Consider the following 12766-nt stretch of genomic DNA (forward strand, 5'->3'; position numbering starts at 1 on the left):
GCGATGCGGATGGAACAGATGTACCAGGAAGTGATCCTGGACCACTACAAACACCCGCACGGCCGCGGACTCCGCGAACCGTTCGGCGCGGAGGTCCACCACGTCAACCCGACCTGCGGAGACGAGGTGACGTTGCGCGTGGCGGTGTCCGACGACGGCTCGACCATCGACGATGTGTCCTACGACGGACAGGGATGTTCGATCTCGCAGGCGTCGACGTCGGTGCTGCACGACCTCATCGTCGGCCAATCGGTCGGCGAAGCCCTGGCCACCGTCGCGTCGTTCAACGCGATGATGACCTCACGCGGTAAGGACGCCGGTGACGAGGACGTCATCGGCGACGGCATCGCCTTCACCGGGGTGAGCAAGTACCCGGCGCGCGTCAAATGCGCACTCCTGGGCTGGATGGCCTTCAAGGACGCACTCGCGCAGACGATGGACAGTCATGAGACACGAGCGGAGACAGCATGAGTGACGACACAGTGACCACCGACCCGGCCCCGACCGACACCGGGGTGACGGGGACGCCGCCGGCACCGGCGACCTCGCTACCGGCGATCGAGGATGTCGAAGAGGCCATGCGCGACGTGGTGGACCCCGAACTGGGGATCAACGTCGTCGACCTCGGACTGGTCTACGGCATCGAGGTGACCGACGATGCGGTCGCCAAGATCGACATGACCCTCACCTCCGCGGCATGTCCGCTGACCGATGTGATCGAGGACCAGTCCCGCGGCGCACTCGTCAGCAGCGGGTTGTGCACCGAACTGGAGATCAACTGGGTGTGGCTGCCGCCGTGGGGGCCCGACAAGATCACCGACGACGGTCGCGAGCAGCTCCGCGCCCTCGGCTTCACCGTTTAAACCGACGGTCTGGCATCATTCACCGGCTGCGATCGCATGAGGCGTTTCGAGTCGCGCGTCGAGCGGATGATCCGCGAGGCCACCGAACGCGGCGAGTTCGATGATCTGCCGGGTGCTGGCAAGCCGCTCGATCTCACTGACAGCGACGATCCCGATTGGTGGGTCAAACGCAAGATTCGCGATGAGAACCTGGATTCGTCGGCGCTGCTTCCGGCGCCGCTGCAATTGCGCCGGGAGGCACAGGACTTTCCGGAGTCGCTGCGCGACATCGCCGACGAGAACGCCGTCCGGGACATTCTGACCGATTTCAACCGCCGTGTGCGCGAGGCACATCTGGCGTCGCGTCAGATGATGCTGCCGCACAGCGTCGTCGTGCACACCGTCGACGTCGACGAAGTGATCCGGCGGTGGCGGGCCCTGCGGAGCTGACGCCTGTGTTGCGCCCGCTCCGCCTTGCACTCGTCTGCGCGGGAGGACGGCACGTGCCCGCGAGCACCCCCGACAGGGTTGTGATCGTTGACATCCAGCCGGTCAAGTTCCGGGACAGTACTCGTGATCGTGAGGCCCCCAGTTGACGCCAAAAGTACTCGGCACAAAATCGCTACGTCCGGTTATCTGCGCGCTGGATACAGAAAGCGCTTCTCTGGTTGCGATCGCCCGTCCGCTCAAGGCCGACAGTTTGAGGTTAGCCTAACCTGCATGCTAGCTTCCCTCCAGGAGCTGCACAGGTAGCTCACAGGGGAGCGAAGGCAGGGCCGGTGGCAATTGCAGTCGGCGCCGCGCGCGACGAACAGCCCGCATCCTCCCGACGGCACCGCAGCCCCGTCGTCCAGGGCCTGCGCGCGGTCGCGGTTCTGGTGGTCATTCTCGACCATGTCGGAATGCCGGGCTTCCCAGGCGGTTTCGTCGGGGTCGACGTCTTTTTCGTGATCTCCGGGTACGTCATCACCGAGATGCTTCTGCGGCGGCCCACCGAATCGCGTGGCGCCTGGTTCCTCGGCTTCTACGCCGCGCGTGCTCGACGAATCGTGCCTGCCGCAACCCTGGTGATCGTGCTCACCGTCGTCGCGACATTCGAGTTCACGAACTTCGTCCGGGGCGCTCGGGTGTTACCGGATGCCACAGCCGCATCGCTGTTCCTCGCGAACTTCCATTTCATCGAGACCGGGTCCGACTATGCCCGGCTCGGCGGCGATCCCTCGCCGCTGCAACACTATTGGTCGCTGGCGGTCGAGGAGCAGTTCTACCTGGTCTGGCCACTGCTGATGATCCTGGCGCTCGGCGTTGCAGCGCGGACGAGACTGGTCACTCTGCGGCAGTTGCTCGTCGGGGTTCTGGTCGTGCTCGCGCTGGCGAGCTACCTGTACTCGATCGTGCTGACCCCGGTCAACGGGGTCGAAGCGTTCTTCTCGCCCTTCACCCGCGCCTGGGAGCTCGCGGTCGGCTGTCTGCTCGCCGTCGCAAGACCGTGGCTGACCACCAGGGTCGTCGCGCGGCAGGCCGTGGCCACCGCACTCGCCTGGGCCGGGTTCGTGGCCATCGGTTGGTCGGTGGTGGCCCTCGACGACACCGGAGGCTTCCCGGGGTGGATCGCCGTCATCCCGGTGCTCGGCACCGCTGCGGTCCTGATCACCGGAATGCGTACGCAGCGCGCCGCTCCCGTGTCCGTGCTGGGCGCGCGCGTGCTCGTCTACCTCGGGGACATCTCCTATTCGCTGTATCTCGTGCACTGGCCGCTGTTCACCATCGCCGCTGCCCGCATCGGTGCCGACTTCACCCTGCCGGTTCAACTGCTCCTCATCGGTGCGACCGTCGTGTGTGCGGCGGGCATGTACCACGCCTTCGAGAACCCGATCCGCCGGTCGCGCGCCCTCGCCGACCGTCCGTGGTGGAGTCTGGCCATCATCCCGGCGAGCGTCGCCGTCGTGTTCGCGGCCGCAGCCTTCGAGCGCTACCGCTGGGCACTCCCGATTCCCCTTGTCCAGCAACTGTTCTGAGAGTGTTTTGCGAAAGGATCGTCGGATGACCAGGAGAGCCACCGCCAAGGTCGTGGCGGCCGTGTCGTTGTGTGCTGCCGTGATGGTGGGCGGATGTCAGGCGGTTCCCGAACGGTCGGGCGCCGCGACGAGTACGGAATCGGAGACCGTCCCGGCGGTGTCGACCACCGACGTCCTGGCAGCGGTCCGGGCCGCAACTGCGCTGCGGGACCTGCCGCCGACCATCACCAGTGACGAGTTGCTGGCGGCCAGCGGTGATTACTCCGACCAGTGGTCGGTCGAGGACTGCGAACCGCCGCTGGAAGTCGGTCGGCTCGACGACATCGGACCATGCATTCTCGGGGACACCACCAGCAACCGGACCATGGCGCTCATCGGCGACTCGGCGGCATCGATGTGGCACTCGGCGTTCGACCTCATCGGCAAGCGCAACGGGTGGCGAGTTCTCGCATTGACCAAGAGCAACTGCGGCCCCGCTGCACTGACCTACTACCAGTGGCAGCTCAAACGGGCCTACACCGAATGTGACGACTGGCAGGATTGGCGGATGGAGACCATCGGCCGGGAGAAGGCGGAGATCGTCGTCATGGCCGGCTGGCACGACGGCGGCAACCAGGGACCCGGGCGGGACACCACTCCACAGATCTGGCGCGACGGACTGGTGACAACGATCAACGAGCTGCCCGCCGGCACGAAAGCCTATCTGCTCGGCGGTATCCCGCGTCCGGCGGAGAGTCCGTCGGAGTGCGTGGCGGCCGATCCCACCGACCTCACCCGATGCGCTGAGCCGGCGTCGCAGGCTCTCCCGGTCCAGTCGGGCTGGTCGGGTGCCGCGGAGATCACTGGCCAGACCTTCATCGACGTCGACCCTTGGTTCTGCACCGAGATCTGCCCGGCAGTGATCGCCGATCAGCTGGTGTACTCCGGCAGGTTCCACCTGACAGGCCGGTACGCCCGGTACCTGTCGGGGCCCATCGAAGAGATCATGGCGCCGTCGCTGCGCGCGCAACCCTGACCGGATCGGATCCCCGACCGGGTCACTCGGCGTCGCCTGCCCATGCCGGAGTCGACATGGCACCGCGCGCGACCACTGCGCGGGTGCGCATGTCGACGGCCTTGATGACCCGGGTCATCGCGCCCATGGTGCCGGTGAGATCGTCGCGACCGCTCAGGTAACTGCGTTGTGCGGCAATGGGCATCGCGAAGAACGCCTCGAAGAAGGCGATGGTCTGTGCAGGGCTCAGCCGGAGCAGCGCGCTGAGTCCGCGCAGACGCAGGTTGTGTACCGCGCGGGTGGAGGACGGCCACAGATCCGCGGCGGGGTCGCGGCCCGCGGCCAGAGCCGACACCACCGCGTCCGTGCACATCAGGGAAGTCGCGACGCTGTAACCCGTTGTCGGGTTCTTGAATCCGCCCGCGGCGCCGAACCGGAACGTGGTGTCGCGCCACGGTTGTGGCGACGAGCCGGTCAGCGGGAAATCGACGTGCTCGACCCGCAGGATCTCCGACGGCATCCCGTCCAGACGGTCGGCGAGACGCCGCTCGAGCTCGTCGAGACCCAATGCGGGATAGCCGGCGAGGCAGGTCTCCTCGAGGAGGTACTCGCCCCCGCCGAGGGGTACGACGTACAAGAACGACGGCAGCGCCCGGCGGTCAGTCGCGCCGCCCCGCCAATCCATCAGCAGCGCTTCGTGTCCGGCCAGGATCGGCGCAGCTGTCCGTGCATCGACGACGATCCCGTACGCCGTCTGTCGAGGAGCGTCATGGGGGAGCGCACCGCGGCAGTCGACCACTGCGTCGCCGGTCAGCACGGTTCCGTCATCGAGATGGACCCGCTCGCCGTCGATCTCGACCACGCGTGCGGTCCTGATCGGAACCCCGTCGAGGGTGAGTGACCGCTGGAGGCCGGGCGTGTCGAAGACGGTGTAGCCGCGGGCCACCTCCTCGAGGCCGCGACCGGCGACCCCGACCCGTTCGGTCCGGGCGGCGACGGCGGACGGCTCGATCCAGTCGGGCAGCTCGTCGGACCAGCAGGCGAAGGTGGACCGCCAGGTCCGGTCGGGAGACGGGTCCACCAGCGTGACCGATACGCCGGCATGTGCCAATCGGTGGACGAGGGCGCGGCCGGCGGGTCCGGCCCCCGCGACGATGACTCCGGAGCTCACACCCCGTCCTTCGTCACCGGCGGCGATCCGGACGGGACCATGTCGTCGAGCCGGAACGTCATGAACCGCCGGTGGCCAGCATGCCACCGTCGACGGCGAGGGTCTCGCCGGTGATCCACGCCGATTCGTCGCTCGCGAGGAACGCGACCGCGCGGGCGACATCTTCGGGTTCGCCGATGCGCTTCATCGGATAGGACGCGGCGGCGCGTGCCTCGTTGTCGCCCTCGGTGAACACCGACGCGAACTTGGTTCGCACGATCGACGGTGCGATCGCGTTGACGCGGATGGTCGGGCCGAGTTCCCACGCCAGTTCGGCGGTGAGTCGGATCAGTGCGGCCTTGGACGTCCCGTAGGCCGCGATGACACCCGTGGACCGTAAGCCGGCGACCGACGAGATGTTGACGACGGAACCACCGGTGTCCTTCATGCCTGCTCGATACGCCTCCTGGACGAACCCCAGGGCGGCGACCACGTTGGTGTCGAAGGTCTTGCGGTACGCGGCGAGGTCGGCGCCCATCAGCGGACCGGCAAGCGGTGCGATGCCGGTGTTGTTGACGAGGATGTGGATGCCGCCGCCCTGCGCGACGGCGGCGGCCACCGCGGCGGCCCTGTCGTCGGCGTCGCCGGTGTTGCCGGCACACGCCGATACCGTCGCGCCGGGCACCGCGTCCCGGATCCGACCGGCCGCGTCCTCGAGTGGTTCGGCCTTGCGGCTCGTGATGACGACCGAGGCGCCGCGTCGAGCGAGTTCGGTGGCGATGGCCTCGCCGATGCCGCGACTGGCACCGGTGACGAGCGCCGAGCGGCCGGTCAGGTCGGAGGACTGCGGGAAGTTCTGCGGAATCGTTGTGGATTGCGTCACGTCCCACACCGTATCGGTCCACCGTGTCACCGCGGGTCGACTCGGTCGCGCGGGTCAGCGACCGCGGGTGGACAAACCACTGGTCCGGCACCGGTAGACTGGACCGTCGTGATCACCGCGACCGACCTTGAGGTACGAGCGGGCGCTCGGACCCTGTTGTCGGCGCCCGGCGACGCCCTACGTATCCAGCCCGGCGACCGGATCGGTCTCGTCGGCCGCAATGGTGCGGGCAAGACCACCACGTTGCGCATCCTGGCGGGTGAGACCGAGCCGTATGCCGGGTCGATCCGCCGGTCCGGTGAGCTCGGATACCTCCCGCAGGACCCGAAAGAGGGCGACCTCGATGTCTTGGCCAAGGATCGGGTGCTCTCCGCGCGCGGGCTCGACGAGATCCTGCGCGACATGGAGAAGCAGCAGGCGGCGATGGCCGAGGCGGCCGACGACAAGCTGCGCGACAAGGCAGTGGCTCGCTACGGGCGACTCGAGGAGCGGTTCGCGGCTCTGGGTGGATACATCGCCGAGTCCGAGGCCGCACGGATCTGCAGCAGTCTCGGATTGCCCGACCGGGTTCTCGAGCAGCCGCTGCGCACGCTGTCCGGTGGTCAGCGCCGTCGTATCGAACTCGCCCGGATTCTCTTCGCCGCCTCTGATGGCTCGGGAAAATCCGACACCACTCTGTTGCTCGACGAGCCGACCAACCACCTCGACGCCGATTCGATCGCGTGGCTCCGCAGCTTCCTGCAGAACCACGAGGGCGGTCTCGTGGTGATCAGCCACGATGTCGACCTGCTCGCCGACGTGGTGAACCGGGTCTGGTTCCTCGACGCGGTCCGCGGTGAGGCCGACATCTACAACATGAGCTGGAAGCGCTACCTCGATGCCCGGGCGACCGACGAGCAGCGCCGCCGCCGCGAACGGGCCAACGCGGAGAAGAAGGCCTCCGCGTTGCGCACACAGGCCGCGAAGTTGGGTGCCAAGGCCACCAAGGCGACTGCCGCGCAGAACATGCTCAAGCGGGCCGAGCGGATGATCGACGCGCTCGACGACGAGCGGGTGGCCGACCGCACCGCCCGAATCCGGTTCCCCGAACCTGCAGCGTGCGGCAAGACGCCGCTGATGACGTCCGGATTGTCGAAGAGCTACGGCTCGCTGGAGATCTTCACCGGCGTCGACCTGGCGATCGACAAGGGCAGCCGGGTCGTGGTGCTGGGGCTCAACGGCGCGGGCAAGACGACGCTGCTGAGAATGCTCGCCGGAGTGGAGACACCGGACACAGGACAGCTCGAGCCTGGATTCGGCCTGAAGATCGGCTACTTCGCGCAGGAACACGACACGCTCGACGACCGGGCTTCGGTGTGGGAGAACATCCGGCACGCGGCGCCCGATGCCGGTGAGCAGGACCTCCGAAGTCTGTTGGGCGCCTTCATGTTCAGCGGTGCGCAACTCGATCAGCCGGCGGGCACGCTCTCCGGTGGCGAGAAGACCCGCCTCACACTGGCGGGGCTGGTGTCCTCGGCGGCGAACGTGCTGCTTCTCGACGAGCCCACCAACAACCTCGACCCGATCTCGCGAGAACAGGTCCTCGACGCCCTCCGCAGCTACACCGGCGCGGTCGTTCTGGTGACCCACGACCCCGGCGCCGCCGCGGCTCTCGACCCGCAACGCGTCATCCTGCTGCCGGACGGCACCGAGGACCACTGGAGCGACGAGTATCAGGAGCTCATCGAGCTGGCCTGACCCTTGGTGACGCTCGCAAGCTCGCTCCTCAGTATCTGCGGCCTGGCGGCCGTCGTGGACCACGAAAGACCCCCCTCTGCTCCCTGAGGTGCGAGCGAAGCGAGCCACGAAGGGTCTCGCAACGTGTCTCACCAGGCCCTTCGAGGCTCGTCGCTAGCGCTCCTCGCACCTCAGGGACCAGGGGTTATGCGGTTCTTTCGGATTAGGGACCAGGGGTATGCGGTTTTTTCGGATTAGGGACCAGGGGTTATGCGGTTCTTTCGGATCAGGGAGCGGTGGGCATCAGCGTCAACTCGCAGGCCAGTACTTCTTGCGCAGGTCGCCCTTCACGAGTTTCCCGGTGGGTGTCCGTGGCAGATCGTCGACGAAGTCGACCGACCGCGGGGCCTTGTACGCGGCGATGGTGTTCTTGGTGAAGGTGATCAGGTCCTCGGCGAGTTCGTCCGTGGGCTCCTGGCCCTCGGCGAGCTGGACGCAGGCCTTGGCCACTTCGCCGAGATCGGCGTCGGGAACCCCGATGACTGCGACGTCGAAGACGGCCGGATGGTTGATGAGGACGTTCTCGGCCTCCTGCGGGTAGATGTTCACGCCGCCGGAGATGATCATGAAGGCCTTGCGGTCGGTGAGGTACAGATACCCCTCCTCGTCGACATAGCCCACATCGCCTGTCGTCGACCAGTTCTCGTGCTCGGGGTGCTGGGCGCTGCGCGTCTTCTCCGGGTCGTTGTGGTACTGGAAGGCCACGTCCTCGCGCTCGAAGTACACCTGGCCGACCTCGCCGGTGGGCAGTTCCTTGCCGTCCTCGTCGCAGATGTGGACCACGCCGAGCAGCGGCTTGCCCACGGAGCCGGGGTGGTCGAGCGCCTCCTGCGGTCCGATGAAGGTGGCTCCCGCAGCCTCGGTCGATGCGTAGTACTCGTGGATCACCGGGCCCCACCACTCGATCATCGCCCGCTTGACCTCGACCGGACACGGCGCGGCCGCGTGGACGGCGATCTTCAGGCTGCTGACGTCGTACTTGGTGCGGACGTCGTCGGGCAGCTTGAGCATGCGGATGAACATGGTCGGCACCCACTGGCTGTGGGTCACTTTGTACTTCTCGATGGCCGCGAGAGCCGCCTCCGGATCGAAGCGATCCATCATCACGACCGTGCCGCCGACGGAGTTCGTCATGCCGCAATAGCGCAGTGGCGCAGCGTGATACAGCGGCGCGGGGGAGAGGTAGACGGCCGTCTCGTCGTAGCCGTACATGGGCGCGAAGATCGCCGTGTACATGTCCGGCACCTCGTCCACCTGCCCCTCGGGCATCGGCGTCTTGATGCCCTTCGGGCGGCCGGTGGTGCCCGACGAGTACAGCATGTCGGTTCCGCGCGGCTGGTCGGTGCGGGGTTCGGGCGAGGCGTCGGCCAGGATCTTGTCGTAGTTCTCGAAGCCGTCGAGGTCGCCGCCCCAGGCCAGCCGCCGCCCGGGTCCGGTGAGGGCCTCGATCTCGCCGCTGGCCGAGACCGCGTCGACGACCGACGCCCCGGCGAAGAGCACCCGGGCGTTGCAGTCGCCGAGGATGTAGTTGGTCTCCGCGGCGGTGAGATGGTGGTTCACGGCGGTCACATACAGTCCGCTGCGCAGGGCGGCCCAGTACACCTCGAAGACGTGCAGGTCGTTGGCCGACACCACCGCGATGTTGTCGCCGCGCTCGAGCCCGAGCGACTCGAGATAGTTGGCCAGCCGAGTCGAATTCTCGTCCAGTTGCCGGTAGGTCAGCTGCTCACCGGTGGCGGCACGGATGATCGCGGGCTTGTCCGGGGTGGACTTCGCGAAGACTCCTGGGAACAAGGGTGCACTCCTCGAGACGAGATTGAGACGGAGGGACGGTCACCCCGAACGGCTTTTATCTAACGATCGTTCGGGGTGTCGTGAGTCACATTACCCTAGCCTCGTGTCCGATTTCTCAGGGGCGCTGCGTGGTGAGGAACCTGTCCATCGTGCGCTCGGCCAGAGCGGTGATCGTCAGCGCGGGATTGACCAGTCCGACCGCACCGGGCGCGAACGAACCGTCAACGACATACAGGTTGTCGTAACCGCGAACGGCGCCGTCGTGCGAGGCCGCGTGGTTCATCACGACACCGCCGAGTCCGTGATACGTACCCGCCGAACCGAACCCGACGGCGCGGGTGTAGACGGGAACGCCGTTCGCCGGACGACCGTACCGGGCCTCGGTGCGTTGGTGGAAGCGTCCGATGAACGCGGTGGCCTGGCGGTCGACGTCGTTCGTGCCCTCCGCATGTGGGTAGTTGAGTGTCGCTGTGCGGGTGGCGTGATCGAAGTCGATGGTCCCGCGCTCGTCGGTGAGCGCCTGGACGAGGTGGGTCGTCCCCGCCTTGCCGAGTGGCGCGGGCAGCGGCGTCGCCTGGTAGACCATCGACAGCGGGGTGTCGGTGAGATCGTCCTCGTAGATCCGGGCATATCCCGGGCCGCCCTGGACGAGCCCGAAGTCGTCGGACGGGTTGGTGCGGATGGTGAGGAAGTCCCCGTTGGTGCCGAAGCCGTCGCCGATACGCGGCGACAGCCGGGGGAGCGTGCCCTTGGCGCGCGCCTCGACGAGCATCCGGGTGGTGTGGAACGAGCCGGCCGCCATGAACAGGTGGTCTGCCTCCGCGGTCACCGTCCGGACAGTCCGGCCCTGTTCGTCGCGGACGCGCGCGGTCACGACGAATCCCGCGCGACGCGAACGTGGGCGGATGTCGAAGACCTCGTGCATCGGCTTGATCGTGACGTTTCCGGTGCGCTCGGCGGCGGCCAGATACGTACGGTCCGTGGACTTCTTGGCCCCGCTGTTCACGCCGTAGCTCAGTTCGCCTGCGATGACCGACGGATCCTTGCGCCCGGCGATCTCGTCCCGGACGATGTCCCAGTCGATCGCGAAGTCGAAGAAGTGGGGCGTCGCACCGTAGCGGGCGATCACCTTGAGCCAGTTCCGTGCGCCGACGTAGTTGGGGTGGGCCAGGATGTCGGCGGGCATCGCCGACACCCCGAGTCCCTGCTTGGCCCGCGGGTAGTAGGTCGCCGCGAGTTCGGCGTAGTCGGCTGCGGCCGGGAAGACGTGCTCGAAGTCCTGTCTGCGCGGTACGGGTGCGAACGAGCCGAAGACCAGCGAACCGCCGCCGACCCCGGCGCCGTAGACCGCCTCGATACCGTTGCCGACGACGTGGTCGAGAACTCCCGGGTATGGCTCGACCGGGATCGAGGTGGCGCTGTTGGCGCCCGCGCGGTTGCCGAACCAGGCGGCACGCTTGTCGGGCCTCGAGAATGCCGCGAAGGTGTTGCCGTCGGGACGGATCGGCCAGCGTCGTCCGCGTTCGAACACGGTGGTGGCGAATCCCGCCTGGCCGAGGCGCAGCGCGGCGACCGATCCGCCGAAGCCGGTCCCGATGACGATGGCGGTCTGACGGGGTGCCGCCTGGGCGAGGGTTCCGGTGGCGGCGAGCGCGGCGAGGGTTCCGGCGCCGGCGGCAGAGCGGAGGAGGGTCCGGCGCGAGACGGCAGGACCTGGGTTGTCGAGGATCACGACGGAAACCTTAACCTGCGCTAAGTAAGGTTAGGAACTCCTTACCAACCAGCGAACTGTGGGATGAATCACCTCGACGGAGGGCTCTCGTCGAGCGATATGCTCCAGGCCGTGACGTCGTCGCCGGAGAGTGACTCGCTCGAGATCGAGGTGGACCGCGACAGTGTGGCGATGGGCGATGACGTCTCGTCTCACGCCCGTCGGATCTCCGTGCGTCCCGGCACGGAATTGAGTGCCGTCCTCGCGGTGGCCGCGCCGGAGATCCGATCCCGCGGATGGTCCTGGGTGGCCGACGTCGACGGCCGGGTCACCGCGGTCTGGTCGGTCGCTCACGGGGTGCAGATGCTGATCGAGGACGCTCCGGTGACCGCAGACGGCGTGCCGCGTCGGATCCACTACCGGTACTTCGTGCAGATCGATCCCACCTGGTTGCATCGACGCCTCGCCGAGGGCGCCGCAGCGAACCGGCTCGCGCTCGAACGCGACTATCGACCGATCGGCGAGCGGCGACGTGAGGAGGAGGAGCGCCGCCGCGAACGGGAGTCCGCGGCACGATATCTGACCGTCGACTGCACCGAGGCGTTGCTCGGGTTCGGTGCGGAGTTCGATCTGCACAACGATCGGATGGCGCGGTTCGACCTGTGCGGATCGTCCTGGCGGGTACAGCGCGCCGACACCATGACCATGACCTTCGACGGGTCGGGCCGGGTGATGTCGTCCATCCGGCCCGCAGCGGTCGCCGAACGGTGGCTCATCGCCGCCGCGGGGCAGCGGATGCGTCAGGCGCGCGGGTTGTCCGTTCCGGACGAGCCCCGGCTGCCCGCGCCGGATCTTCGGCCGATGGGGGCGGGGGTCGCCGGGACAGCGCGCTGGACGACGAGGGGTGAGCCCGTCGTCCAGCTCACCGGCGACGACGCGGTCCGGGCCTACCGGTTGTCGGCCGGCCGCTCGATCAGCGAGATCGTGACGATCCTGACCGGGAGTGGGTGAGGCCTTCAGTCGCGAGCGCGCACCGACTCCTCGACCAGGTCCAGCACGGCGTGCAGGTCGTCGGCGGGCTGGCCGGTTGCCAACCGGGTGATCAGACCGTCGAGGACGAGGTCGAGGTAGTTGAGCAGCACGTCGGTCGGGACGTCCTCGCGGAGGCGTCCGGCCTGACGGCCACGTTCGAGGCGGCGGAGCGTCGCCTGCTCGACCTCGGCGGCGTAGGACACCCACTCCGCGCGGAAAGTGTTGTCCGTCCGTAGTTTTCGCGCGATCTCCAGGCGTGTTCCGAGCCAGTCGAAATCCTGTGGCCGGGTGAGCATGTCGCGCATGACCTGCACCAGGCCCTGCTCGGCAGCGACGTCGGCCATGCGCTCGGCGTCCTCGCGAGCCAGGGCGAGGAACAACGCTTCCTTGTCCCGGTAGTGATGGAAGATCGCACCCCGGGACAAGCCGGTGGACTCTTCGATCCGTTTGACGGTGGCGCCGTCGTATCCGTACTCCGCGAAGCAATGCCGCGCGCCGTCGAGAATCTCCCGACGACGCGCGGCAAGGCGGTCATCACTGACCTTGGGCACGTCGAGTGCCTCCTG

The 12766-nt window shown here is 67.6% G+C and carries 12 protein-coding genes; 7 read left to right on the forward strand and 5 right to left on the reverse strand.

The window, feature by feature from the left end:
• Nucleotides 1-3 precede the first annotated feature (3 nt).
• The 5 genes from sufU to ACFW3F_RS03205 all read left to right on the forward strand — a co-directional run bounded on the left by sufU (nucleotide 4) and on the right by ACFW3F_RS03205 (nucleotide 3875).
• Nucleotides 4-471 carry a Fe-S cluster assembly sulfur transfer protein SufU gene (sufU, locus tag ACFW3F_RS03185; protein ID WP_388054242.1) on the forward strand — a complete coding sequence of 156 codons (468 nt, stop codon included), beginning with the start codon at nucleotides 4-6 and terminating at the stop codon, nucleotides 469-471.
• Nucleotides 468-863 carry a metal-sulfur cluster assembly factor gene (locus ACFW3F_RS03190; protein ID WP_388054244.1) on the forward strand — a complete coding sequence of 132 codons (396 nt, stop codon included), beginning with the start codon at nucleotides 468-470 and terminating at the stop codon, nucleotides 861-863. Before sufU ends, ACFW3F_RS03190 begins: the two co-directional genes overlap by 4 nt.
• 36 nt (nucleotides 864-899) lie before the next feature.
• Entirely contained in the window at nucleotides 900-1292 is a 393-nt protein-coding gene (locus ACFW3F_RS03195; RefSeq protein WP_388054246.1) for a DUF1992 domain-containing protein, read from the forward strand.
• 329 nt (nucleotides 1293-1621) lie between these two features.
• Entirely contained in the window at nucleotides 1622-2860 is a 1239-nt protein-coding gene (locus ACFW3F_RS03200) for an acyltransferase family protein (RefSeq protein ID WP_388054248.1), read from the forward strand.
• Nucleotides 2861-2885: 25 nt separating this feature from the next.
• A complete protein-coding gene (locus ACFW3F_RS03205; protein ID WP_388054250.1) occupies nucleotides 2886-3875 on the forward strand; it encodes an SGNH hydrolase domain-containing protein in 990 nt (329 codons plus the stop codon).
• Between the two features lie 22 nt (nucleotides 3876-3897).
• Here ACFW3F_RS03205 and ACFW3F_RS03210 read toward each other — a convergent pair whose 3' ends face one another.
• Both ACFW3F_RS03210 and ACFW3F_RS03215 read right to left on the reverse strand, forming a co-directional pair.
• Nucleotides 3898-5025 (reverse strand): lycopene cyclase family protein, encoded by a 1128-nt coding sequence (locus ACFW3F_RS03210; RefSeq protein ID WP_388054252.1) that lies wholly within the window; start codon nucleotides 5023-5025, stop codon nucleotides 3898-3900.
• A gap of 58 nt (nucleotides 5026-5083) precedes the next feature.
• Nucleotides 5084-5896: an SDR family oxidoreductase gene (locus ACFW3F_RS03215; RefSeq protein ID WP_388054550.1), complete on the reverse strand. Its 813-nt coding sequence runs from the start codon at nucleotides 5894-5896 to the stop codon at nucleotides 5084-5086.
• Between the two features lie 99 nt (nucleotides 5897-5995).
• Here ACFW3F_RS03215 and ACFW3F_RS03220 point away from each other — a divergent pair, with 99 nt between their 5' ends.
• Complete coding sequence (locus tag ACFW3F_RS03220) at nucleotides 5996-7624, forward strand: ABC-F family ATP-binding cassette domain-containing protein (RefSeq protein WP_388054254.1); 1629 nt, start codon at nucleotides 5996-5998, stop codon at nucleotides 7622-7624.
• Between the two features lie 288 nt (nucleotides 7625-7912).
• On the opposite strand, the gene ACFW3F_RS03225 is transcribed toward ACFW3F_RS03220, so the two are convergent.
• Together ACFW3F_RS03225 and ACFW3F_RS03230 are read right to left on the reverse strand one after the other, a co-directional pair.
• Nucleotides 7913-9457, reverse strand: a complete 1545-nt coding sequence (locus tag ACFW3F_RS03225; protein WP_388054256.1) for an acyl-CoA synthetase — start codon at nucleotides 9455-9457, stop codon at nucleotides 7913-7915.
• A 115-nt stretch (nucleotides 9458-9572) separates the two neighbouring features.
• Nucleotides 9573-11189 carry a GMC oxidoreductase gene (locus tag ACFW3F_RS03230; protein ID WP_388054257.1) on the reverse strand — a complete coding sequence of 539 codons (1617 nt, stop codon included), beginning with the start codon at nucleotides 11187-11189 and terminating at the stop codon, nucleotides 9573-9575.
• A gap of 111 nt (nucleotides 11190-11300) precedes the next feature.
• Between ACFW3F_RS03230 and ACFW3F_RS03235 the strand changes: the two genes are divergently transcribed.
• On the forward strand, nucleotides 11301-12179 hold the full coding sequence (locus ACFW3F_RS03235) for a hypothetical protein (protein ID WP_388054259.1): 879 nt from the start codon (nucleotides 11301-11303) through the stop codon (nucleotides 12177-12179).
• Nucleotides 12180-12184: 5 nt separating this feature from the next.
• Here the strand turns inward: ACFW3F_RS03235 and ACFW3F_RS03240 are convergent, their stop codons facing one another.
• Complete coding sequence (locus ACFW3F_RS03240) at nucleotides 12185-12751, reverse strand: TetR/AcrR family transcriptional regulator (protein ID WP_388054261.1); 567 nt, start codon at nucleotides 12749-12751, stop codon at nucleotides 12185-12187.
• Between the last annotated feature and the right edge of the window lie 15 nt (nucleotides 12752-12766).

Source organism: Gordonia sp. NPDC058843 (genome assembly GCF_042743165.1).
In the GTDB taxonomy this organism is placed as follows: Bacteria; Actinomycetota; Actinomycetes; order Mycobacteriales; family Mycobacteriaceae; genus Gordonia.